Source organism: Pseudomonas sp. 01L34, from assembly GCF_056400265.1.
This window is the reverse complement of sequence record NZ_JBFTSX010000003.1, coordinates 128,684-153,560: the sequence shown is the minus strand read 5'-3', so window position 1 is coordinate 153,560 and position 24,877 is coordinate 128,684. Positions and strand designations below refer to the sequence as shown.

Annotated in this window: 19 protein-coding genes; 2 read left to right on the top strand and 17 right to left on the bottom strand. The window is 60.5% G+C overall.

All coding sequences use genetic code 11. The annotated features are described in order from the left end of the window. Positions 1-36 precede the first annotated feature (36 nt). Genes AC1DQM_RS09225 through hflK (AC1DQM_RS09210) form a run of 4 tightly spaced genes read right to left on the bottom strand, consistent with a single transcriptional unit; the run spans position 37 to position 6,021 of the window. Positions 37-1,947 (bottom strand): heavy metal translocating P-type ATPase, encoded by a 1,911-nt coding sequence (locus tag AC1DQM_RS09225; RefSeq protein ID WP_111453106.1) that lies wholly within the window; start codon positions 1,945-1,947, stop codon positions 37-39. Continuing rightward, the gene (gene hflK, locus AC1DQM_RS09220; protein ID WP_477746055.1) at positions 1,944-3,002 is read right to left on the bottom strand and encodes a protease modulator HflK; all 1,059 of its coding nucleotides are present in this window, start codon (positions 3,000-3,002) and stop codon (positions 1,944-1,946) included. The genes AC1DQM_RS09225 and hflK (AC1DQM_RS09220) overlap by 4 nt, the downstream gene beginning before the upstream one ends. Then, positions 2,999-4,054: a protease modulator HflC gene (gene hflC / locus AC1DQM_RS09215; RefSeq protein ID WP_086945235.1), complete on the bottom strand. Its 1,056-nt coding sequence runs from the start codon at positions 4,052-4,054 to the stop codon at positions 2,999-3,001. Before hflC ends, hflK (AC1DQM_RS09220) begins: the two co-directional genes overlap by 4 nt. Further along, positions 4,051-6,021 carry a protease modulator HflK gene (gene hflK / locus AC1DQM_RS09210; protein ID WP_477746238.1) on the bottom strand — a complete coding sequence of 657 codons (1,971 nt, stop codon included), beginning with the start codon at positions 6,019-6,021 and terminating at the stop codon, positions 4,051-4,053. The genes hflC and hflK (AC1DQM_RS09210) overlap by 4 nt, the downstream gene beginning before the upstream one ends. Positions 6,022-6,233: 212 nt before the next feature. Between hflK (AC1DQM_RS09210) and lpdA the strand changes: the two genes are divergently transcribed. Beyond that, positions 6,234-7,634, top strand: a complete 1,401-nt coding sequence (gene lpdA, locus AC1DQM_RS09205) for a dihydrolipoyl dehydrogenase (protein ID WP_018927339.1) — start codon at positions 6,234-6,236, stop codon at positions 7,632-7,634. Positions 7,635-7,679: 45 nt separating this feature from the next. On the opposite strand, the gene AC1DQM_RS09200 is transcribed toward lpdA, so the two are convergent. Then, positions 7,680-8,153: an Lrp/AsnC family transcriptional regulator gene (locus AC1DQM_RS09200; protein WP_019580354.1), complete on the bottom strand. Its 474-nt coding sequence runs from the start codon at positions 8,151-8,153 to the stop codon at positions 7,680-7,682. Between the two features lie 144 nt (positions 8,154-8,297). On the opposite strand from AC1DQM_RS09200, the gene AC1DQM_RS09195 reads away from it, so the two are divergent. Further along, positions 8,298-8,927: a LysE family translocator gene (locus AC1DQM_RS09195; RefSeq protein ID WP_019651261.1), complete on the top strand. Its 630-nt coding sequence runs from the start codon at positions 8,298-8,300 to the stop codon at positions 8,925-8,927. A gap of 3 nt (positions 8,928-8,930) precedes the next feature. Here the strand turns inward: AC1DQM_RS09195 and AC1DQM_RS09190 are convergent, their stop codons facing one another. The 12 genes from AC1DQM_RS09190 to atpA form a co-directional block, all read right to left on the bottom strand. After that, positions 8,931-11,063: a hypothetical protein gene (locus AC1DQM_RS09190; RefSeq protein ID WP_477746054.1), complete on the bottom strand. Its 2,133-nt coding sequence runs from the start codon at positions 11,061-11,063 to the stop codon at positions 8,931-8,933. Beyond that, positions 11,050-12,243 (bottom strand): DUF3142 domain-containing protein, encoded by a 1,194-nt coding sequence (locus AC1DQM_RS09185; protein ID WP_477746053.1) that lies wholly within the window; start codon positions 12,241-12,243, stop codon positions 11,050-11,052. Before AC1DQM_RS09185 ends, AC1DQM_RS09190 begins: the two co-directional genes overlap by 14 nt. A 176-nt stretch (positions 12,244-12,419) precedes the next feature. After that, positions 12,420-14,450 carry a 2Fe-2S iron-sulfur cluster-binding protein gene (locus tag AC1DQM_RS09180; RefSeq protein WP_477746052.1) on the bottom strand — a complete coding sequence of 677 codons (2,031 nt, stop codon included), beginning with the start codon at positions 14,448-14,450 and terminating at the stop codon, positions 12,420-12,422. A gap of 63 nt (positions 14,451-14,513) precedes the next feature. Continuing rightward, entirely contained in the window at positions 14,514-15,140 is a 627-nt protein-coding gene (locus AC1DQM_RS09175) for a glutathione S-transferase family protein (protein ID WP_018927332.1), read from the bottom strand. Positions 15,141-15,271: 131 nt separating this feature from the next. Then, a complete protein-coding gene (locus tag AC1DQM_RS09170) occupies positions 15,272-16,174 on the bottom strand; it encodes a LysR family transcriptional regulator (protein WP_477746051.1) in 903 nt (300 codons plus the stop codon). Between the two features lie 78 nt (positions 16,175-16,252). Continuing rightward, a complete protein-coding gene (gene glmS, locus AC1DQM_RS09165) occupies positions 16,253-18,085 on the bottom strand; it encodes a glutamine--fructose-6-phosphate transaminase (isomerizing) (protein ID WP_477746050.1) in 1,833 nt (610 codons plus the stop codon). 1 nt (position 18,086) lies between these two features. Further along, positions 18,087-18,863 (bottom strand): DeoR/GlpR family DNA-binding transcription regulator, encoded by a 777-nt coding sequence (locus tag AC1DQM_RS09160; protein WP_477746049.1) that lies wholly within the window; start codon positions 18,861-18,863, stop codon positions 18,087-18,089. A gap of 195 nt (positions 18,864-19,058) precedes the next feature. Next, positions 19,059-20,426, bottom strand: coding sequence for a bifunctional UDP-N-acetylglucosamine diphosphorylase/glucosamine-1-phosphate N-acetyltransferase GlmU (gene glmU, locus AC1DQM_RS09155; protein WP_477746048.1), 1,368 nt, complete (start codon positions 20,424-20,426; stop codon positions 19,059-19,061). 117 nt (positions 20,427-20,543) lie between these two features. Then, positions 20,544-20,969, bottom strand: a complete 426-nt coding sequence (locus AC1DQM_RS09150) for a F0F1 ATP synthase subunit epsilon (RefSeq protein WP_007934346.1) — start codon at positions 20,967-20,969, stop codon at positions 20,544-20,546. A gap of 45 nt (positions 20,970-21,014) precedes the next feature. Further along, positions 21,015-22,391 (bottom strand): F0F1 ATP synthase subunit beta, encoded by a 1,377-nt coding sequence (gene atpD, locus AC1DQM_RS09145; RefSeq protein ID WP_007969907.1) that lies wholly within the window; start codon positions 22,389-22,391, stop codon positions 21,015-21,017. A 27-nt stretch (positions 22,392-22,418) separates the two neighbouring features. Further along, positions 22,419-23,279 (bottom strand): F0F1 ATP synthase subunit gamma, encoded by an 861-nt coding sequence (gene atpG / locus AC1DQM_RS09140; protein ID WP_007934344.1) that lies wholly within the window; start codon positions 23,277-23,279, stop codon positions 22,419-22,421. A gap of 50 nt (positions 23,280-23,329) precedes the next feature. Continuing rightward, on the bottom strand, positions 23,330-24,874 hold the full coding sequence (atpA, locus tag AC1DQM_RS09135; RefSeq protein ID WP_007969905.1) for a F0F1 ATP synthase subunit alpha: 1,545 nt from the start codon (positions 24,872-24,874) through the stop codon (positions 23,330-23,332). Positions 24,875-24,877 lie beyond the last annotated feature (3 nt).

Below are 24,877 nucleotides of genomic sequence, written 5' to 3'. Positions count from 1 at the left end.
GCGTTACAGAGGCGATGAAAAAACTTTTCGCCTCGCTCAAACCTCATCTTTGAGCTTGAGCAAAGGCTCCTGAAAACGCAGCAAACGCCCAGCATTACCGAGCACCAATAACGTACTCAAGTTGTGCAACAGCGCGGCAATCATCGCCCCGGCCGCGCCCAGCCAGCCGAATGCGGCAAAGGCGACAATCGCCAGGGTCCAGCCCAGACCGATGATTACGTTCACCTGTAAAGTCTGCCGGCATTGGCGACTCAGGCGCACACAGGTTCCGAGCCGGCGCAGGTCGCTGCCGATCAGTACGATATCGGCCGAGGCCAGCGCGATGTCCGCGCCGCCCGCGCCCATGGCCACGCCGACCACACCGGCCTTCAGCGCCAGGGAATCGTTGATGCCGTCTCCCACCACCATCGGCCGGAAACCGCTGTCGATTTCTTTCAACACGCGATTGAGTTTGTCCTCGGGCAAGGCCTGGGCCTCGACATCGCTGATGCCCACATCCCGGGCCAGCGTATGAGCCACGCTTTGTCGATCCCCGGTCAACAACAACTGACGACCCAGGCCCAGTTCACGCAACTCGCTCAGGGCAAACCGCGCCTCGGGTTTGACGCTGTCGGCGAGCAACAGCCAGGCGAGAAATTCACCGTCGAGGGCCAGCCCGGCAATCGGGCCATCGTGGCCGGGAACAGCTGAGGTGACGATGCCCAATTGCGCGAACAGCTCCGGACGACCGAGGGCCGCTTCGCCCTGCTCCGTCATCGCCACTACACCCAGCCCCTGACGCTCGCGGATGTCGGAGAGCAGCAGAAAATGTTCCTGAGTGACCAACCCGGCCAACGCGCGGCTCACCGGGTGGCTGCTGGCAGAGCCAAGGCTGGCGGCGAGTTTCAGTACGTGACTGCGATCTTTCAGCGGACTGTCGATCGATTGCAGGCGCAAGGTGCCGAACGTCAGGGTTCCGGTCTTGTCGACCACCAACGACGTCAGGTCAGCCAATTCTTCGAGGAACGCCGAGCTGCGAATCAGAATCCCGTGCCGAGCTGCGACCGCCACCCCGGCAATCGCCGTGGCCGGTGCCGACAACACCAGCGCGCAAGGACAGGCCGCCACCAACACCGCAAGCATCGCCTGGGCATCGTTGGTGACGAACCAGGTCACGGCAGCCAGCAGCAACACCAGCACCATGTAGCTGCCGGCGTAGCGCTCGAGCAAACGGGTGATCGGCGGCTTGGAGCGTTCGGCGTTTTGCATCAACGCGATGACTTTACCCAGTGTCGACTCGTGACCGGTGCGGGTCACTTCAATGCGCAACAAGCCATCAAGGTTGATCGCTCCGCCGAACACCGGCATGCCCACAACGGCCTCTATGGGCACCGACTCACCGGTGATCGATGCAGTGTCGAGGCTCGCCTGACCGGACAACACCCGACCATCGGCCGGCACGCGATCACCCGCACGCACCTCCACCAGGTCGCCGGCCTTGAGTGTGCCGTTATCGACTTCAACGATAGCGCCGTCAGCCTGAATCTTGCGCGCATGGCTGCGGGTCAGTTTGCCGAGAGCATGAATCGCTTCCTGTGAGCCGATCACGCTGCGCTCTTCCAGCACATGGCCGAAGATCATGATGATCGGCAGCAGTGCCGCAGTCAGCAGATCGCCAGTGGCCCAAGCGCCGAGCATGGCGAGGGCAATCAACTGATCGGTGATCCCGTGCAGGCTCGGATAACGCAGGCTGTACCACGCCGAACGCATGACCGGCACGGCCACCAGCAACGAAGCAAAACCCAACAGCAATTGGCTGACCCCGGTCTGCTCCGGCAACAACCAGCGCCAGATCAGGCCGAGCGCAAGCAAGCCCAGTGCAAGCATGGCCAGGGTCAACTGGCGCGCGGCGCTACGTTGTTCAGCCGAGGACAACATGCTCGGCGCGGCGGCAGTTTGGGCAGTCATTGCGCAGCTCCCTGAATGATCAGGCGGGAATCGTCTTTCGGATCGACCGTCGTCACCGAACCGGCCTGCCCGAGAATCTTCGGCATCCGCTCACGGTAAATACGCTGCAGCATTTGCGGATCGGTGCCCTGCTGTTGCGCCTTGGCCAGGCTTAATACTGTGGCGGTGTCGGTGGAGGCTTTGGCCAGGCGTTCGCTGGCCTGGGCGTGAGCCACTTGCAGCGTGCGGTCGGCTTGTTCATTGGCGGACTGAGTCAGCTTCTCGGCTTCCGTGCGCGCATTGGCCACGGCCTTGTCAGCTTGCTGGCTGGCAGTTAACACGGCGTTGAACGCGCTCACTGCCGGGCCGGGCAGACTCGATTGCACATCGACCCGCGCCACTTCGATACCCAAGCCCTGCCCGGTCGCCGTCAGTTCGGCCAAGCGTTGATTGATGCCTCGCACCAGATCGCCGCGCAGACGTTCGCGACGTTCGGCAGCCTGATTGTCGGCACCGATCAGTTCCGGTCGAGCCACCAGAATGGTGTCCAGGTCTCGCGCCGCGGTGAGTGCCACGGCACTGCGCGTCACCAGTCGATCCAGAGCCGGCAACACATGCTCACCCTGAAGAACGAAGGCATAGGGCTCAGTGACTTTGTAGAACACCCGCACATCCAGCTGCACCACGCCCGCGTCACCGGTCAGCAGATAACCGGAGCCGGCGAGCGCATCGCTGAGGGGTGTGGCGAAGCTCGCCACCCGGTCGGCCTGCAACGCGGCATCGGTGCGCAGCAGATTTTCCACTCGACGCTCGATCACCCGGTCCGCTGCCGGCAACAAAACCACCTGCTCAAACGGTCGCGGCCACGCCAACAGCAAACCGGAGTTTTGAATGCGATCCAGTGCGCCGAAGTGCAGCACCACGGCACGATTCTGCGGGTCTATCTGCCGCACATTGGAAAATGCCCACGCCAAAGCAGCCAGCACGGTCACGGCGTAAAGCGCGAGAAAAGCCAAGCGCCCGGCCTGAATCCAGGGGCTGCTCAATTCATTTGTTCCACGTGGAACCAAACTCATGGCTGCGACCCGGACTTGTTTTCGAGCGTCGGTGGGCCGTCAACCAACACCCGGAACGGCGCCGCATCGGTGCGCAAAATCAGTTTGGTGCCCGGTGCGACGATGGTGCCCAAGGTGTCGAGCGAACGCAGCAAATTGTAGAGCTGCGGTGAGCCTGCGTAAGCCCGGCCGTAAATCTGCGCGGCTTCGACGCGGGATTGGGCTTCGATGTCTGCGGCCTTTACCGTCGCATCGGCTTGTACGATTCGCGCATCACGCTCGGCTGCGGAGCGGATTTGTGCGGCTTCGCGTTTGCCAATGGCTGTGCGTTCAGTGGCGATTGTTTCACGCTCGGCGCGCATACGATCGACCGTCGCGGTGAGCGTCACCGATGGCAGAGTCAAACGCTCGATACCGACTTGCAGCACTCGCACGCCATAGGTGGTGAGCAACTGCTGATCGATCTGCTGACGCAGCTGCGCTTCGAAATCGGCGATGTGCACCTGGTTGGCGTCAGTGTTCACCAGGTTGGCCAGGTCGAAACTGCTGGCAGTGGTTTCCAGCGCCGAGCCGACAAAGGTACGAATCTGCCGCGCGGCTTCATCGGGTTGATTCTGTACAGCGCGCATAAAACGTTGCACGTTGTCCGGATCGCCCTGTACCTGCCAGGCCACGTAGGCTTGCACGATGATGCGCAGACCGTCGCGCGTGCCCACATCCTGCAAACCGCTGGAGGTGGTACGCAGCCGCAGATCAACCGGAATCGCCGCCTCGAACGGCGCCGGCCAACGCCAGCCAAGACCCGGCTCCAGCAACACCCGCGATGGATTGCCAAAGCGCGTAATCACCGTGGCCTCCCCCGAGCGCACTTGCACCAGGCTTGCCGCCGCAACGGCAAAGGCCACCAGCAGCGCCGCCCAGCCCATTCGCCGCCACGGAAAAGGGCCAGCTTCGTGCGGATCACCATGGTGGTGATGGTGATGATGACCGTGGTGATGCCCGCCATGGCCGTGATCGTGGCCGGCGTGGTCATCGTGGTCGTGATGATCGTGAGTAGGCGTCGACTGGCTCAATGGGCGGCTCCTGGCTGAGCGGTATTACGCGACGGCGCAGGGTCAGCCGGCAGCGTGAATGTACGTAGGTCGATGGTCGGCGCATTGCTGCTGCCACCCAGACGGTGATCGAGAACCAGCAGCTTGGCGTTAGCCAGACCCTGGGTCAGTTGGCTGAGATATTGCTCCAGTACAAAAGCCTGGCCGGCGCTGGAGTACGCCTTTCGCTCGGCGGCAAATTTCAGGTCGGCGGCCCGAGCGCTCGAGTTGATCTCATGCGCACTGGCCGTGGCTTGATCGCGAGCGATGCTGGCCTGCAATTGCGCCTGGTTGGTCGCCTCCGCTGCGGCACCGCGCTCGCGGGAGATCAATGCCTGGGCGCCAATCTGCGCTGCTTGAACGCCGTGATAAGCATTGGCAGCCCCCGCTGGCGGATGAATGGCCTCGACCACCGTGGCGAGAATTTCCACGCCGCTGTCGAGTTTTTGCAGATCCGCCTGCACGGCGCGGCCGATTTCTTCAGAGAGCCCTACCCTGTCTTCGCCGAGCAAACCGTCGAGGGTTCTTGAGGCGAAGTCATGAACCAGAATCCGGCTGGCGGTGCTGCGAATCAGCGTCGGCACGTCGGCGCTGTTGTACGTCGCGGCCAGAGCCGCCTGATCGCTCAGGCCGATGCGATAGACGAAGCGCACGTCCATGTTGACGATCTGAAAGCTCTGCTTATCGGCACGGCTGCTGGCGATGACCTGGGATTTGTCATTCACATGGCTGGCGTCCCACAAGCGATTGGCAATGGCCGGTGCCGGGCCTTCGGCAGGTTCGGCCGCGACCGGGGCCGGGGCCGATGCTTCGCCCACGCTGGTGGCCAACTCATGGACTACGCCGTTCTCGACGCTCAGCACGCGACCCAGCGGCCACGGCAAACCGGCGTGCAAACCGGGCCCAAACACTTCCACCGGTTTGCCGAAACGTTCGTAGATGCCCCGCCCCTGTAGCGGTATTTCATGAATGCCGGTGAGCGACCAACCGACGATTGCCACCACCGCCAGCACCGGCAAAAACGCCCGGCGCATGTAGGTGAAGGCCCAGATTTGTCGCAGGTCGATACCGAAGCGATTGTGCAACTCGTGCTGCAATGCGAGCAGGGGCTGTGGCGGCCAGCGCAACATATCGGCGACGAAGCTTCGCGCCAGCAAGGTCGGTTCAAGCTGTTCACGACGGGGGCTGAACAGTGACAACACGGCGCGCAGCAACAACTCGATGGCGACCAGCCCCGGCAACAAGCCGATCAGCACCGCCAGACGCACCGGCCAGACGGCTGTTTCACTACCGAACAACAGACACAAGGCGCTGAGCACCAGGCCAATAATCGCGACCCGCGCCAGCTGCGCCAACGACCCGGCTTCAGGCCATTGGGCGACATTTTCCTGCGCCAGTTGCCGCTCCAGCACCAGCAAACCGAACGCCAGCAGCAACGACAACGCCGCGCCGACACTGGCCGATAATCCCAACGCAGCGGGTGGCAAAGCGAGGTTCCAGACCTGCTCGATGCTGTACAAACTCAACAACGCCCAGCCGCCAAGCCAGAGCGTCGGTGCACCGATCTGCCCAAGCAACCGCAGCCAACGCTGACTGATGCCGTCCAGCAACCGCTCGTACCAACCTTCGGCGACAACGACTTCTTCGGTGATAGCCACCGGCACCAACTCGGCCGGATTCATCGCTCGTGCACGCCACTGCGTTACCCACCAGGCCGACTGCAGACCGGCGACCAACACCAGCAAACCGGCGCTCTGATTGACCAGCAACGCGGGCCAGAGCGACTGCGGTGCAAACAGCCCGACAAAAAACGCCAGCACCAGCCCTGCGGCCGCCAAGGCCCCCAAACCGATTGCCCGTTGGCGTAATCGACGTCCTTGAACGACCGCCTGCTGAAAGCGCGGCAGCCCTGCTATCTGTGCCCCATCGCCATCGAGATCGACTTGCATACCACCCCAGCCATTGCTCACATCACAATTCGTTACGATATAACGAAAATGGTGAAATTTTCGTCCTGAATCGTTCTATCTAAAAACGCTGAACCTGTCGCCAAGCTGAAGCCTTGACCGAAATGGTGAGAAACGCACATATTACGTTCGTAATTTTTTTATTGAAGACTACTTTTTATCGATCCCGCCCCTCTCAATCCAGGAGTTGCACCATGAGCACCTATGACGTCGTGATTCTGGGCGCCGGCCCCGGCGGTTACAACGCAGCGATCCGCGCCGGGCAGTTGGGCTTGAAAGCGGCCTGCGTGGAAGGCCGCGCCACCCTCGGCGGGACCTGCCTGAATGTCGGTTGCATGCCGTCCAAGGCATTGCTGCATGCCTCCGAGCTCTACGACGCGGCCATGGGGGCGGAATTCGCCAACCTCGGGATCGAGGTCAAACCTGTGCTCAACCTGGCTCAGATGATGAAACAGAAGGATGAAAGCGTCACAGGGTTGACCAAGGGCATCGAGTTTCTGTTTCGCAAAAACAAGGTCGACTGGATCAAGGGGTGGGGCCACATCGACGGGCCGGGTAGCGTCACGGTGACCGACAATCAGGGTGGCAAGACCCGGCTGAGCGCCAAAGACATCATCATCGCCACCGGTTCCGAACCCACTCCCCTGCCAGGCGTGGACATCGACAACCAACGCATCCTCGACTCCACGGGCGCGCTGTCGCTGGCTGAAGTACCGAAGCACCTGGTGGTGATCGGCGCTGGAGTGATCGGTCTGGAACTGGGTTCGGTATGGCGGCGCCTGGGTGCTCAGGTGACGGTCGTCGAATTTCTCGACCGGATCTGCCCGGGTGTGGATGCTGAAGCCGGTAAAACCCTTCAGCGCTCATTGAGCAAGCAAGGCATCCGCTTCAAGTTGAGTTCGAAAGTCACCAGCGCCACCTCCTCGGCGAGCGGTGTTCAACTCAGTGTCGAACCGGCCGCAGGTGGCACCGCCGAACTGCTGGAAGCCGACTACGTGCTGGTGGCTATCGGTCGTCGTCCTTACACCCAGGGCCTGGGGCTGGAGAACGTCGGCCTCGCCACCGACAAACGCGGCATGCTCGCCAACAAGGGCCACCGCACTGAAGCCGCGGGGGTCTGGGTAATCGGTGACGTCACCTCAGGGCCGATGCTCGCCCACAAGGCCGAAGACGAAGCCATGGCCTGCATCGAGCAGATCGTCGGCAAGGCTGGCGAGGTCAATTACGACCTGATCCCCAGCGTGATCTACACCAAACCGGAGCTGGCCAGCGTCGGCAAGACCGAAGAACAGTTGAAGGCCGAAGGTCGCGCCTACAAGGTCGGCAAATTCCCCTTCACCGCCAACAGCCGGGCGAAGATCAACCACGAAACCGAAGGCTTCGCCAAGGTACTGGCCGATGAGCGCACCGACGAAGTTCTCGGTGTGCACCTTGTGGGCCCGAGCGTCAGCGAAATGATTGGCGAATATTGCGTGGCCATGGAGTTCAGCGCCTCGGCCGAAGACATCGCCCTGACCTGCCATCCGCACCCTACCCGCTCCGAGGCCTTGCGCCAGGCGGCGATGAATGTGGAAGGGATGGCGACGCAGATTTAGAACGATCAAAAGATCGCGGCCAAAGACTGCGATCTTTTCGCTTTTTCAGTCAGGCAGATGCCCCAACGGCAACGCTCCCGGCGTCTTCACCGTGTGAATTGCAAAATTGCTGCGGATATCGCTCACGCCCGGCAATTTCAGCAATCGCCCGGTGAGGAAACGGTCATAGGCGCGCAAGTCCGGTACCACCACTTGCAGCAGAAAATCCGATTCCCCGGACACCAGAAACGCCGAAATCACCTCAGGCAATGCCGTCACGGCCAGACGAAACGCTTCGGCTTGTTCATCGTTATGCCGTTCGACCTTGACCCCGACAAACACCGTCAGCCCAAGGCCCACTTCATCTCGATCGAGGTTGGCCTGATAGCCGCGAATCACACCGGCCTCTTCCAGCATCCGGACCCGGCGCAAACAGGGCGAGGCCGACAAGCCGATCTCATCGGCCAGTTGTACGTTGCTCAGGCGTCCGTCCCGTTGCAGCGCCGTGAGGATTTTGCGGTCATAGGCGTCCAGTTTCATGCTTTGGCAGATCCTGATGGTTCGATCATCACAAACTGGCAGGTTATGCCAAATATCGAAGCTTTAGAAGCTGACTACGCAACCACCTGCCCTGCCCCTCGGCCGTAGACTGACCCCACCAAATCGACAACGAATGGGGGCAACATGACAGAACTCTGGCTGTTTTTCATGGCATTGACAGTGGTGTACCTGTTGCCGGGCCCGGACATGATTCTGCTGTTGCAGACCGGCGCTCGTCAGGGCAAAGGCGCGGCGCTGGCCACGGCATTGGGGCTGGGCGTGGCGCGCGGTTGTCATGTGGCATTGGCGGCATTGGGTTTGGCGACGCTGTTCAGGACTGCGCCCTGGACCTTCGACGTGGTGCGCCTGGCCGGCGCCGCGTACCTGCTCTGGATCGGCATTCAGTGCCTGCGCACCACGATGCTGCCGAGCTTGAACGGTGCAGACGCAACGACTGCTAAACCACGGTGGCCGGAGGCGATCCAGCGCGGTTTGCTGACTAACCTGCTCAACCCCAAGGCGCTGCTGTTTTGCTCGGTGCTGCTGCCGCAGTTCATCAACCCTCAAGCCGGACCGGTGCTCGCGCAATTTGCGACCCTGGGCATGATGCTGGTCGGCGTCGGCTTGCTGTTCGACAGCGCCTACGCGCTGGTCGGCGCTGCGTTGGGCCGTTGGCTGCAACGCAGTCCATCGGCCCAGCGGGTACAGCAGTGGTTGTTTGGCAGCCTGTTGATTGGTTTTGCTGTGCGGCTGACCTTTGTTCAACAAGCTTGAGCGTTATCGCGCTTTCCGACGGCGGCGACTGATCAACAACAGCGCCGCTGCCGTAACGGCCAACACGGCGCTGATCTGCAATGGTTTTTTGTAGGGCCGCAGCGTGGACCGCATAGCGTCGGTGACCTGGGTCACATAGCGCTTGTCGGCATTCTGGAAGTCCGGCTCCTGGCATTGATGACCGAAATCACCGGCCCAGACCACATAGGGCCCCTCCTCGACATAACGACGATAGAACGCGCTTTGCTCTTGCAGGTTGGTGCCCCACCCTGAGGCCTTGCATAGCACCGAAGCAAACGCCTGACTGCTGTGGGGCAGATGATCGGCGGCCTTACTCGCCAGAGCCGTGGCGACATAACGGTAATGGAAACGCTCATCAGGTTGCGCCACCGTAGCTTGCTGACGCTGCACTTCGCCCTCGGTCATCAGCGGTCCGACCTTGAGCTCCGGAGCTTCCAGGCTGTAATTGCCACCGAAGGTCACGTAATCCGGGGACATCTCGTAGCCCAACAGCTCCATCCCATTGTAGCGAGCCAGCGTCGCGGCGTAGTAGTAAGCGAATGCCTTGGAGGTCGGCCACCATTTGGACTCGGCCTCCTTGCGCAATTGCCCATACCATTTGGCCTTGGCCTGCAAATCCGCGTTGTCGAAGTAAGCCGGAGCCTCATCGTAACGCTCTTCACGCAATAAACGCCGCCCGAGCAGATTGCGCAGGCTCGCAGCCACCGGCAACGGCACATAATTGTCGCGATCCTGCTGGCTGAGCGGTGGCGGTGCCGGCACCTGGGTGTCGACGTACTGCTTGAGTTCATCGAGGGTCAGCACCCGCTCAGCCACGGTGGCCGCGTCGAACCAGTAGATGCCCTGGCTGCGATAGAGCTGATCGAAGGCCTGCAGGTAATCCCCGCGTTGCAGGGCCAGGATCGCGCTTTCACCCTCGACCCGGCACTTGGGCTGGAGCGTTTCGTAATCCCAGTCGGGCGTCCGCCGCTCGCCCCAGGATTCGTTCTGCGGGAAGGCCTGGGCGGCCTTGGCATAGGCTGCCGCGGCGGCGTTTTTATCGCCATCACGCACCGCCAGCTTCGCCCGCAACCACCACGCAAGGCCACCGTCACCAGCCTGTTCGAGGAAGGCTTTGGCGCTGGCGTAATCGCCCTGTTGATAATTCATCGCCGCCAGGCGATCGGCATTATCCAGACTGCCACGGGTGCTGCTTTGCAGCAGTTTGATCAGTTTCTGTTCGTTCGGCGGTTGATCACCGAATGACCAGCCCAGCCGACTGATCAACGACGCCGTCACCAGTTGCTGCACCGCTTTGCCCTTGAGCAACCCGGCCAGTTGCTCGTCGGGCATCGCCGCCAGATCGGCCATCAACAGCTTCAGCGAGGTGTAGCCCACCGCCGAGCCGTGAAGGTTCTGCGTGGCGTAGAGTTGGATGGCGTTGTCCCAATCACCCGCGGTGCGGGCCACTCGCGCTTCTTCGCCGAGGCTGGCGACACCCAGTTCCAATGGGTCGTTGAAGCCGTCGATGCTCAGTTGACGGGTCTGCTCGAAGGCCTTGCGGGACTGAGCCAACAGGTCAGGGGTCGCGCCTGCTTCTGAACTCATGGCAAACAGCGCCCGGCCCAACGAGTACGCCGCCCAGGTGCTACGCAACGGGCGTTGTTCCGCCGGCAGCGCCAGCACTTTCTGAAAGTACTCGGCGGCCAGGCCATGGTCACCGGCGTTGAACGCCACGGCGCCAGCCAGATAGAGCCTATGTTCGGCCGGCAGATTCGCGCCTTGCTCTTCAACCTGACGGGCATCGGTCAGGTTGCGCAGTTGTTTCACCAGCGCTTGCTGCTCAGGCGTCAGACCGGCCTGTTCAGCGGTATCGCGCTGATGGGTGTAATCAGGCGCATCGCCGTAACCGTCCCCCGGAATGTTGGTGGCGGCGGTGACATTTTTCAGTCCCGCGATGGCATGCCCGAGGCGGCTGATCTCAAGGTTGAAGTTGCCTTCCGGCAGTTCCGCCAGCGACTGGCCACGATTGTCCAGCAGGCGCATGGGGAAGTCCGGCCCGCAGGCCAGCGCCGAACCCAATGGCAGGCTGAGGCTCAGACAAAGCACATGGCGGGGCCAGTTACGGGTAAACATTCGAACCTCCTTGATCAATGTGTGCGCAGCGTGCCCAACCGATGACGCGCTGCCCGCCGGCCGGGATTCGACCGTCACGCAGGCGGGTGAAGGTAAGCAGATCCGGGCGCTGTTGCAACGCATAACCGGCCAGCGCATCGGCGCCTTCACAGCCCTGCACCGCCAGCGTCAGGCGTTCGGGCCAGGCACTGTCGAGGTTGCCTTGGTTGCTGAGGCTGATGTCGTAGAGACCGTCCTGCGCCGAGAGTTTCAGCCCCACATGACTGTCGAGCGTATCGCCGCGCGCCACAGCGCCCAGCATCGTCAGGCTCCAGGCCCTGCGATCATTGGCCAGGGGCAGGCGAAACCAGATCAGCCCGGCCAGATGGGCTGGTGGATCGGCGCGCAACTCGGCGCCGAGCTTACTCAACTGCTGCGGGTCCGCCAGCAACTCCCGACGTTCGCCGCCTCGCTCAATGGGCACTTCGCTTTCCACCACCGGCGCGCCCCCGGCCCCCGGCAACAGCGCCACGCCATAAGCCGGCAGCGCCAGATAAAACGGTTTCGATGTGTTGCGACTCCAGGCCCTGGCCCACTGCCGTGTCTGATCCGGGTCGAACAGCCCACGCCGCGGATCGCTCACCGCGTGCACCTGCAACACGCTGCTGTCGACCGTTGCCAGCAACGCCGGCAATTCAGAACTGTCGAGCCAGGCCGGCAACGCGGTGATGCTCAGCGGCAAGGACGCCGGCAGAACGCCACGCAGATGGGTGAGGAATTCGCGGTAGGCCGGTAGCCGGGCGTTGCCCGCATCGTGGTCAATTTCCACGCCGGAGAGGGTCAACCCCTGCCCTTGCCAATCGCTGAGCACCTGCTGGATCTGCGCCGTGACCTCGTCCCGGTCCAGCCCATTGAGCTGGCCATCCAGACGAACCACCGCAATCAGCGGTCGGCCATCACGCTTGAGCAGCGCCGGATCGATCCGCGCCCGGCTCCAGCCAGACTGTGGGAATGCCTGCAAGGCCAGCACGCGCAAGGTCGAGAAATCGGTGTGGCTGTCGCGCAGCGCGGCGTCATGGGCTGGCGTCCATAGCCGTTGCCAGACATAGAGTTGCTGATCGAGCGGCGGCGCGTCCGGTTGCTCGCAACCGTTGAGCAACACCGCTGCCAGCAAAACGATCAAGCGTGTGAAAAAAACCATGAGAAACCTTATCCCTGAAATACAAAAAGGGCCTCTCAAAGGCCCTTTGTCGCTCTGCTCACTACCCTACTCAGCCGTTGGCTTGCGGGCAACGATCACCTGACTTTTCGCAACCACCGTACCCAGCACCTGACTGCCCGCTCCCACAGAGGGATTTTCTGTGTTGTCTGGTTCAGTTACAGATCCAACACCAACGGCTGCGAACCCTGCGCCGGCACCGCACAACAAATCAGCACCTCACCCGCATCGGGAACCTCCGCCGGAGGCTGTGGATAATTCACCTCTCCGCTGATCAACCGGGTTTTGCAGGTCCCGCAGGAACCGCCGCGGCAACTGAATTCCGGGCGCAAGCCACGGCTCTCCGCCAACTCCAGCAAACTGCCGCCGTCCGGCTGCCAACGCGCTTCTTTGGCAGAGCGCTGGAACACGACGGGCACCGAAACGGTAGCGGCCGGCAATTGCTCGATGACCACCGCGTCCGGGTCCGGCTTGCGACGCAGCGTCGACGGGCCAAAGGTTTCGGCATGAATCCTTGAATCAGGGACATCCAGATCCCGCAGGCTGTCGTACAGCCCCTGGGTAAAACTTCCCGGACCGCACAGGACAAAATCCACTTGGTCGTAGTCCTCCACCTCAAGAGTGGTCTTGAGCAAGTCGGCGTCGATGCGCCCTGTCAGGTCGTAATCTTCACCCTCACGGGCATCGGCCTCCGGCTGACTAAGCAAACGCAGCACCCGCACCTCATCACCGAGGCCGTCGAGCAGGCGATCCAGCTCAGGGCGAAACGGTTGATCGGCCAAGGTCCGCGAGCTCTGGAAGAACCACACAGGACGGATGCGCCGCGTGCGCAGGCCTTGATAAACCACCTCCCGCAGCATCGACAGCAGCGGCGTGATCCCCACGCCGGCAGCCAATAGCACCAGCGGCCGACGCTCATTCGGCGCCACGGTGAAATGCCCTTGAGGCGAGCGGGCTTCAAGCACATCGCCGACACGAATCTGCTCATGCAGGTGCGAGGACACCAAGCCTTCACGCTTCACGCTGATGCGGAAAAAGTCATCGGATGGCGCGCTCGACAGGCTGTACGTGCGGATGTGCACATCGCCTGCGATGTTGAACCGCAAGGGCAAATGTTGCCCAGCTTGAAACACCGGCAATCCGGCGCCATCGGCAGGCTCCAGATAGATCGAACGGATGTTGTGGCTCTCCCGCTCGATGCGCGTCACTCGCAGCGGCCGCCAGCGATTCCCCAGCGCCTGGGCTTGCAGGCGTGCATTCGCCTGCGCCCAGGTGCCGGTCAGCAGACTGGTGGGCGACACGCCGTCAAAGCGCCAGCGCAAGGCCAGTGCCGCGGGCCGACGCACCGCGTGCTCCACCTCGAATGTCCACAGCCGCTCGGCCCCTTGAAAGGCTTCGATCTGCGGGCCTTCAAGGATGACTTGCGTGCGACCACTGAGGTGCAGCAAATCGCCCGAATCGAAATCGATGAACAGCAAACCAGCCCGAGGGTTGATCAGCAGGTTGCCCAAGGTATTGAAGAACAGGTTGCCGGCGAAGTCCGGGATGGTCAGGCGATTGCCTTCTATCTGGACGAAACCGGCCTGGCCGCCCCGATGAGAAACGTCCACCGAGCGTTGGCCATCGACGTCCACATAGCTGGCGACAAAGAAGGTATCGGCGCTGGTAATCATGGCTTTGGCCGCGTCATCCAGCCCATTGAGATGCTGCGCGATACGGGTCTCCGGATCCGCCAATGGCACCGAGCGAAACTGGCGCAATTGAATGTATTGCGGGCAATTGCCGAAGGATTGCTCCACCGTCACCTCGAAGCCGCTCGCCGTTACATCGCCGACTCGACCATTGAGACGATTGCGACGCCGGGTGTGCAGCTCGATACCGAGCAGACCGATCGCCGCCCCGTCTTGCAGTTGTGCAGGGTCGTCGCGACCGGGCAGGCTGCCGATCTGCAACAGCCCGGGCTCGGGGGACTTCGCAAAGCCCGGCGCCCCTTCAAGAATGCTCGCCCAAGGGTTGCCGTCGGCATCCACCGCGCCGTACAGCATGAACGGCAGTTGCTGATAGAACGTGCGGTGCTGGTCCGGCATCTCGCCGCGAATCACCCTACGACCCAATGCGTCCATTCGCTCCGCGACACCCACGTGGGCTTGCAACTGTTTCTCGCCTGCATGCCAAGGTGAACGTTCCATAACGGCTTCTCCCCTGCGCTCATTGCGCAATAAGAACGGCCCGACTGAATAGGGCCGTGAACATCAGGCAGTTTTTTGCAAACCGGCGATGGTGCGCGGCATGCCGACAAACCCTGGCAAGGCTTCAACGCGCGCCAGCCAGGCCCGGATGTTGGCGTAGTCGTCCAGCGACACATTGCCTTCCGGAGCATGGGCGATGTAGCTGTAGGCGGCGATGTCGGCGATGGTCGGCTCGCTACCGGCCAGATAGGCCGTTGCGCCCAGTTCCTGATCGATCACTTTGAGCCAGGTGTGAGAATAGGCAATCACCTCTTCAGCGTTGTAAGGCGCACCAAATACAGTGATCAGCCTTGCCCTGCCGGGGCCAAAGGCAATCGGCCCGGCGGCGACCGACAACCAGCGCTGAACCTTGGCTGCACCGACCGGATCGGTTGGCAGCCAGCGACCGTTGCCATATTTTTGCGCAAGGTAGACCAGGATCGCGTTGGAGTCGGCCAGCACCATGCCTTGATCCTCAATCACCGGAACCTGACCAAACGGGTTGAGCGCAAGAAAATCCGCTTGTTTGTGTGCGCCCTTGGCCAGATCGACGAAGATCAGCTCGGTCGGCAGTTGCAACAACGACAGCATCAGCTCTACACGGTGAGCATGGCCGGAACGGGGGAAGTTGTAGAGTTTGATGGCTTGCATGGTCGACTCCGCTGGGTGGTGGCGCCGCTCAGGAAGGATCAGCGCCGATGGAGCGCTATCTTCCATCCACAACCAAAGCAACAGAATAACCAGCAAACGCAATCCATTATTTCATCCAGTGCAATAACCCTTCAGCCGTGCAGGGCCGGGTGTTCGCGCAGCCCCTTCACCGCAAAGTCCACAAAACTGCGAACCCGCGTCGGGGCCTTGCGCCCACCCTGGTAGACCACATGAATGGGCAATGGCGGCAGTTCGAAGTCAGCCAGGACGATTTCCAGCTCACCGGTGGCGATCTTGCTCGCCACTTGATACGACAGGACTCGGGTCAATCCCAGGCCCATGGCGGCGGCAGTGATCGCCGCTTGATTGGCAGAGACCACAAGACGTGGCTCCGGACGAACACTGATCGCCTCTCCCGCCTCAAGGAACGGCCAGCTTCTGGGCTGCCCGATGGACGAGGTGGCGATGATCGGGGCGCGGCTCAAGTCTGCCGGATGCCGAGGCCGACCATGGGCAGTCAGGAATCCAGGGGAAGCGCAGATCACTCGCCGCACTTCGCCCACTCGAATTGCGTGCTGATTGCTGTCAGGCAATTCACCGATACGCACGGCCACATCGATGCCCTCCTCGACCATGCTCACCACCCGGTCGACCAGTACAGCGTTGATGCTGACTTCAGGAAATTGAGTCAGGTAACCGACCATGAGCGGCGTGACGAACAAATCGCCGAACAATACCGGTGCCGTGATCGTCAGTTGCCCACGGGGCTGGGCATGGCTCCCGGCGGCCGAATCCTCGGCTTCCTGCACCTCGGCGAGAATTCTCCGACAATCCTCCAGATAACGCTGACCCGCCTCGCTCAAATGCACGCTGCGGGTGGTGCGCGTCAGCAACTGAGTGCCGATGCGCTGCTCAAGCGCCGCCACTGCCCGGGTGACGCTGGCCGCTGACATCCCCAAGCGCCGCGCCGCCGCCGAGAAACCCTGGTCCTGGGCGACAGCGGCGAAGACCTGCATTTCCTGGAATCGGTCCATCGGATATGTCCTTCGTTCAGGTAAAAAAAATCGCAACCGTAGCTGCGATTTTTATTGTTTCGATCACCTGTGGATAACTTATTCCACCGTCACCGACTTCGCCAGATTTCGTGGCTGGTCAACGTCAGTACCTTTCAACACCGCCACGTAGTACGACAACAACTGCAACGGAATGGTGTAGAGGATCGGCGACAGGATGTCGTGGATATGCGGCATGTGCACAACATGAGTGCCTTCACCGTTGGTCATGCCGGCCTGTTCGTCGGCGAAGACGATCAGTTCACCGCCGCGGGCGCGGACTTCCTGGAGGTTGGACTTCAACTTCTCCAGCAACTCGTTGTTCGGTGCCACGGTGACCACTGGCATGTCGTTATCCACAAGCGCCAGCGGGCCATGTTTCAGCTCGCCCGCCGGGTAGGCTTCGGCGTGGATGTAGGAGATTTCCTTGAGCTTGAGCGCCCCTTCCATCGCCACCGGGAATTGCGCACCGCGACCGAGGAACAGGGTGTGGTTCTTCTCGGCGAACAGCTCGGCGATTTTTTCCACAGTGCTGTCCATGGCCAGGGCTTCGCCCAGACGGGTCGGCAGGCGACGCAGTTCTTCCACCAGTGTGGCTTCGACACCTGCGGCCAATGTGCCGCGAACCTGACCCAGGGCCAGGGTCAGCAAGAGCAGGCCCACCAATTGAGTGGTGAAGGCTTTGGTCGAGGCCACGCCGATTTCGCGACCGGCCTGGGTCAGCAGCGTCAGGTCCGATTCACGCACCAGGGAGCTGATGCCGACGTTGCAGATTGCCAGGCTGGAAAGGAAGCCCAGTTCCTTGGCATTGCGCAGCGCGGCCAACGTATCGGCGGTTTCGCCTGACTGGGAGATGCTCACGAACAGGGTATCGGGCTGCACCACTACTTTGCGATAGCGGAATTCGCTGGCGACTTCGACCTGGCACGGGATGCCGGCCAGTTCTTCGAGCCAGTAACGGGCAACCATGCCGGCGTGATAGCTGGTGCCGCAGGCGACGATCTGTACATTACGCACCTTGGCGAACAACTCGGCCGCTTGTGAACCAAACGCCTGGACCAGCACCTGATTCTGACTCAGGCGACCTTCAAGCGTGCGTTGCACCACGGCCGGTTGCTCGTGAATTTCCTTGAGCATGTAATGCCGGAACTCGCCTTTGTCAGCGGCTTCGGCACCGTCACGGTACTGAATGCTTTCACGCTCGACGAGCACGCCGTTGATGTCCCAGATCTGCACGCTGTCGCGGCGAATTTCGGCGATATCGCCTTCTTCCAGATACATGAAGCGGTCAGTGACCTGGCGCAGGGCCAATTGGTCGGAGGCGAGAAAGTTTTCACCCAGGCCCAGACCGATCACCAATGGGCTGCCACTGCGGGCCGCCACCAGACGATCCGGTTGCCGAGCGCTGATCACCGCCAGACCGTAAGCGCCGTGCAGTTCCTTGACGGTCGCTTTCAGGGCTGCGGTCAGGTCGGGCTGCTCTTTGAGTTTTTCGTTGAGCAGATGAGCGATGACTTCAGTGTCCGTGTCCGAGGTGAACATGTGGCCCAGGGCCTTGAGTTGCTCGCGCAGGGCTTCGTGGTTCTCGATTATGCCGTTGTGCACCACCGCCAAATCGCCCGAAAAATGCGGGTGAGCGTTGCGTTCGCACGGTGCACCGTGAGTCGCCCAGCGGGTGTGGGCAATGCCCAGACGGCCGACCAGAGGCTCTTCGATCAGCGCCTGTTCCAGTTCGCTGACCTTGCCCGGCCGACGCAGGCGCAAGAGTTTTTCATCATTGGTGTACACCGCCACACCGGCGCTGTCATAACCACGGTATTCCAGACGCTTGAGGCCTTCGAGCAGGATGGCGGTAATGTTCCGTTCTGCGACTGCACCAACAATTCCACACATGCTATTTCTCCTGACTGACAGCGGCGCAAATCACATTGATGCCGCGGGCCTGAATCTGATCGCGGGCCTCAAGCGGCAGGCGATCATCGGTAATAAGGGTATGGACACTGCTCCAAGGCAGCTCCAGATTGGGGATCTTGCGGCCGATCTTGTCGGCCTCGACCATCACGATCACTTCGCGGGCGACCTCGGCCATGACACGGCTCAGTCCCAGCAATTCATTGAAGGTGGTGGTCCCGCGCACCAGATCGATGCCATCGGCGCCAATAAATAACTGATCGAAGTCATATGAGCGTAGTACCTGCTCTGCCACCTGACCCTGGAAGGATTCGGAATGCGGATCCCAGGTACCACCGGTCATCAACAGCACCGGTTCGTGCTCGAGTTCAGTCAACGCGTTGGCGACATGCAGGGAGTTGGTCATCACCACCAGGCCCGGTTGCTGGCCGAGTTCCGGGATCATCGCGGCGGTGGTACTGCCGCTGTCGATGATAATGCGCGCATGCTCGCGAATCCGCGTGACGGCGGCGCGGGCAATGGCCTGCTTGTATTTCGAAACCGGTTGGCCGATATCGGCGACCAGCTCCTGCGGCATGGTGACCGCGCCGCCATAACGACGCAGCAACAGACCGTTGCTTTCAAGCGCGGCCAGATCCTTGCGAATCGTAACTTCCGAGGTTTCGAAGCGTTTGGCCAACTCGTCCACACTGACTTCGCGCTGCTCATTGAGCAAGGCGAGGATATTGTGGCGGCGTTGGGGCGTGTTGCGCTTTGACATGACTTGGTAAGTTTCGATTCGAAAGATAACGTAAGCAATCAAAACCTATCGGCGAAACTTCGTCAAGCCAGCTTCAGAAAAAAAGATGTGTGGATAACTCAAAAAAAGATCGCAGCCTCCGGCAGCTCCTACAGAGTGAACACGAATTCCCTGTAGGAGCTGCCGAAGGCTGCGATCTTTTGATCTGTGGATAACTTAACTCTTCTTGATCTTCTCAGGCCGCTTCCAGCCGTCGATGTTCTTCTGTCGAGCCCGGCCAACGGCCAATTGAGCGTTATCCACATTCTGGGTAATGGTCGAACCGGCCGCCGTGGTCGCACCGGAGGAGATATCCACAGGCGCCACCAACGAGTTGTTGGAGCCGATGAACACATCTTCACCCAGCACGGTTTTCCACTTGTTGGCACCGTCGTAGTTGCAGGTGATGGTGCCGGCGCCAATGTTGGTGCGCGCACCGATCTCGGCATCGCCCAGATACGTCAAGTGACCGGCCTTGGCACCTTCGCCCATGTGAGCGTTCTTCAGTTCAACAAAGTTACCCACATGTGCGCGGGCCTCCAGCACTGTGCCAGGACGCAAACGAGCAAACGGGCCGGCATCGCTGCCTTCGCCGAGAATCGCGCCTTCGATATGACTGTTGGCCTTGATCACCACGCCTTTGCGCAGGGTGCTGTCCTTGATCACGCAGTTCGGGCCGATCACCACGTCGTCCTCGATGACCACTTTGCCCTCGAGAATCACGTTGATGTCGATCAGGATATCGCGACCAACGGTAACCTCACCGCGCACATCGAAACGTGTCGGGTCGCGCAGGGTTACGCCTTGAGCCATCAAACGACGAGCGGCGCGCAGCTGATAATGACGCTCCAGCTCGGCCAGTTGTTTGCGATCGTTGGCGCCCTGCACTTCCATGGCGTCATGGGGTTGTTCGGTGGCCACCACCAGACCATCGCTGACCGCCATGGCGATCACGTCGGTCAGGTAGTACTCGCCCTGGGCGTTATTGTTGGATAGACGGCTCAGCCAATCGCCCAAACGCTGGGAAGGCACCGCCAAAATGCCGGTATTGCCTTCGGTGATCGCACGCTCAACCGCGTTGGCATCTTTCTGCTCAACGATGGCAGTCACTTTGCCGGCGGCATCACGGACAATACGGCCGTAGCCAGTCGGGTCATCCAACTCGACAGTAAGCAGACCCAATTGCTGCGGTGCAGCCTGCTTGAGCAGACGTTGCAGGGTTTCGACTTCGATCAACGGCACGTCACCGTAGAGAATCAGCACGGTATCGGACTCGATGAACGGCACAGCCTGGGCCACCGCATGACCGGTACCCAGCTGTTGGTCCTGCAAGACGAAATTCAGGTCATCGGCGGCCAGACGCTCGCGCACCGCTTCGGCACCATGGCCGATCACCACGTGGATGCGCTGTGGATCAAGTTGCCGGGCGCTGTGGATAACATGGCCGAGCATTGAATTACCGGCAATCGGATGCAGGACTTTCGGCAAGGCCGAACGCATGCGAGTGCCTTGCCCGGCAGCGAGGATAACGATTTCAAGGGACATGACTGGCTACCAATCCTGGGTGGTCAGCAACTGCGACCAGGTGATGAATATCGAAAAAGAAAAAAGGGTAGCCGAGGCTACCCTTTTTAATCAATCGCGCAACAAGTCGATGGCCGATTAGTGGCCGAACTTCTTGCGGATCTGCTGGACGGTGCGCAGCTGAGCTGCAGCCTCGGCCAGACGTGCGGCAGCAGAACCGTAATCGAATTCCGCGCCTCGCTCATGCAAGGCTTTCTCGGCAGCCTTAACGGCTTCCAAAGCTGCGGCTTCGTCCAGGTCGGCAGCGCGTTGCACGGTGTCGGCGAGAACCTTGACCATGTTCGGCTGAACCTCGAGGAAACCACCGGAGATGTAATACACCTCCTCTTCCCCGCCCTGCTTGATCAGGCGGATCGGGCCCGGCTTGAGATTGGTGATCAGCGGCGCGTGACCCAGGGCGATACCAAGATCACCCAGTGCACCGTGCGCAACCACCATCTCGACCAGGCCGGAAAAGATTTCCCCTTCCGCGCTGACGATATCGCAATGGACTGTCATAGCCATCTGATTGCCTCAACCTAAATTAACGCCCGTTGCCGGGCGCCGGGATTACAGTTTCTTGGCTTTCTCGATCGCTTCTTCGATGCCGCCGACCATGTAGAACGCTTGTTCTGGCAGGTGGTCGTAGTCACCGTTGAGGATGCCTTTGAAGCCAGCAATGGTGTCTTTCAGGGAAACGTATTTACCCGAAGCACCGGTGAAGACTTCAGCCACGAAGAACGGCTGCGACAAGAAACGCTGGATCTTACGAGCACGGTTTACCAACTGCTTGTCGGCTTCCGACAGCTCGTCCATACCCAGGATCGCAATGATGTCCTTCAGTTCTTTGTAACGCTGCAGCACGTACTGAACACCGCGAGCGGTTTCGTAGTGGTCGTTGCCGATCACGTTCGGGTCCAGCTGACGCGAAGTCGAGTCCAGTGGGTCTACCGCAGGGTAGATACCCAGGGAAGCGATGTCACGGGACAGAACGACAGTGGCGTCCAAGTGGGCGAAGGTGGTCGCTGGCGACGGGTCGGTCAAGTCGTCCGCTGGTACGTATACCGCCTGGATCGAAGTAATCGAACCTTGCTTGGTCGAAGTGATGCGCTCTTGCAGCACGCCCATCTCTTCAGCCAGGGTCGGCTGGTAACCTACTGCCGAAGGCATACGGCCCAGCAGTGCGGATACTTCAGTACCGGCCAGGGTGTAACGATAGATGTTGTCGACGAACAGCAGAACGTCGTTACCTTCGTCACGGAACTTCTCGGCCATGGTCAGGCCGGTCAGTGCTACGCGCAGACGGTTTCCCGGCGGCTCGTTCATCTGACCGTAAACCAGTGCCACTTTGTCCAGAACGTTGGAGTCCTTCATCTCGTGGTAGAAGTCGTTACCCTCACGAGTACGCTCACCCACACCGGCGAACACGGAATAACCGCTGTGCTCGATGGCGATGTTACGGATCAGTTCCATCATGTTTACGGTCTTGCCTACACCGGCACCACCGAACAGACCGACTTTACCGCCCTTGGCGAACGGGCAAACCAGGTCGATAACCTTGATGCCTGTTTCCAGCAGCTCGTTGCCGCCCGCTTGTTCAGCGAAGGTTGGCGCAGGACGGTGAATGCCCCAGCGCTCTTCTTCGCCGATCGGACCAGCTTCGTCGATCGGGTTGCCCAGTACGTCCATGATCCGGCCCAGGGTCGCTTTACCGACCGGTACGGAGATGGCTGCGCCAGTGTTGTTGACGTCCAGACCGCGCTTCAAGCCTTCGGTGGAGCCCATCGCAATGGTACGAACCACGCCGTCGCCCAGCTGCTGCTGAACTTCCAGGGTGGTTTCGGCGCCTTGAACTTTCAAGGCGTCGTAGATGCTCGGTACGCTGTCGCGTGGGAATTCCACGTCGATAACGGCGCCGATGATTTGAACGATACGTCCGCTACTCATAGCTGGATCCTCTGAATATTTGAACCGTTAAACCGCGGCAGCGCCGCCGACGATTTCCGAGATCTCTTGGGTGATCGCAGCCTGACGCGCCTTGTTGTAGACCAGCTGCAAATCGCTGATCAAATCACCGGCGTTGTCGGTAGCGTTCTTCATCGCGATCATCCGCGCAGCTTGTTCAGCCGCGTTGTTCTCGACCACCGCCTGGTAGACCTGCGACTCCACGTAACGGACCATCAAGCCGTCAAGCAGCTCTTTGGCGTCCGGTTCGTACAGATAATCCCAGTGGTGCTTGAGTTCTTGATCCGGGGTTGCCACCAGTGGAATCAACTGCTCCACGGTAGGCTGTTGTGTCATGGTGTTGATGAACTTGTTGGACACCACGGACAGGCGGTCAATACGGCCATCCAGGTAGGCATCCAGCATCACCTTGACGCTGCCGATCAGATCATTGATCGACGGCTCTTCACCCAAGTGGCTGATAGCTGCAACGACGTTACCGCCGAAGTTGCGGAAGAAAGCCGCACCCTTGCTACCAACGACACACAGATCGATCTCGACGCCGTTTTCGCGGTTTACCGCCATGTCCTTGACCAAAGCCTTGAACAGGTTGGTGTTCAAGCCACCACACAGACCACGGTCACTGCTCACTACGACATAACCAACGCGCTTTACTTCACGGTCGATCATGAACGGGTGGCGATATTCCGGGTTAGCGTTGGCCAGATGGCCAATAACCTGGCGGATGCGCTCCGCATAAGGACGGCTAGCAGCCATGCGCATTTGTGCCTTGCGCATTTTGCTGACCGCCACTTTTTCCATGGCGCTGGTAATCTTTTGCGTGCTTTTGATGCTCGCAATCTTACTGCGAATCTCTTTTGCGCCTGCCATGTAACACCTATCAGGTTAGCAAGCGGGAGCCGCTAGGCTCCCGCTGCGGCTTACCAGGTTTGGGTGGCCTTGAACTTCTCGATACCGGCTTTCAGGCCGCCATCGATTTCGTCATTGAAGTCACCCTTCACGTTGATCTTCGCCATCAAGTCGGCGTGATCGCGGTTGAAGTAAGCAATCAGCGCTTGCTCGAAGCTGCCGATCTTGGCGATTTCAACGTCGGTCAGGAACCCACGCTCAGCGGCATACAGCGACAGCGACATGTCGGCGATCGACATTGGCGCGTATTGCTTCTGCTTCATCAGCTCGGTAACGCGCTGACCATGCTCAAGTTGCTTACGGGTCGCTTCGTCCAGGTCAGAAGCGAACTGGGCGAATGCCGCCAGTTCACGGTACTGAGCCAGAGCGGTACGGATACCACCGGACAGCTTCTTGATGATCTTGGTCTGAGCGGCACCACCCACACGGGATACCGAAACACCGGCGTTCACTGCAGGACGGATGCCCGAGTTGAACATGGCCGATTCCAGGAAGATCTGACCGTCGGTGATGGAAATCACGTTGGTCGGAACGAACGCAGAAACGTCGCCAGCCTGGGTTTCGATGATCGGCAGTGCGGTCAGGGAACCGGTTTTGCCGGTCACTGCGCCGTTGGTGAACTTCTCTACGTATTCTTCCGAAACGCGGGAGGCGCGCTCCAGCAGACGGGAGTGGAGATAGAACACGTCGCCTGGGTAAGCTTCACGGCCTGGTGGACGGCGCAGCAGCAGGGAAATCTGGCGGTAAGCCACTGCTTGCTTGGACAGATCGTCATAAACGATCAGCGCGTCTTCACCGCGATCGCGGAAGTATTCGCCCATGGTGCAACCGGAGTACGGTGCCAGGAATTGCAGTGCTGCAGATTCCGAAGCGCTCGCTGCAACGATGATGGTGTTAGCCAGTGCACCGTTTTCTTCCAGCTTGCGAACTACGTTGGCGATGGTCGATTGCTTCTGACCGATAGCTACGTAGACGCAGAAAATGCCGCTGTCTTTCTGGTTGATGATCGCGTCGATCGCCAGAGCGGTTTTACCGATCTGACGGTCACCGATGATCAGCTCACGCTGGCCACGGCCGACAGGGATCATCGCATCGACAGCCTTGTAGCCAGTCTGTACAGGCTGGTCTACCGACTTACGCCAGATCACGCCTGGAGCAACTTTCTCGACCGCGTCGGTCTCGGTGTTGTTCAGCGGACCTTTGCCGTCAACTGGGTTACCCAGTGCGTCGACTACGCGACCCAGCAGTTCCTTACCAACCGGAACTTCGAGGATGCGGCCGGTGCACTTGGCGCTCATGCCTTCAGCCAGAGTCTGGTATGCGCCCAATACAACGGCACCTACAGAGTCTTGCTCCAGGTTGAGAGCCATACCGAAGACGCCGCCCGGAAACTCGATCATCTCGCCGTACATAACGTCGGCCAGACCGTGAATCCGCACGATACCGTCAGATACGCTGACGACAGTGCCTTCGTTACGGGCTTGGGAGGTCACATCGAGCTTGTCGATGCGGCCCTTGATAATTTCACTTATTTCGGAAGGATTGAGTTGCTGCATTGC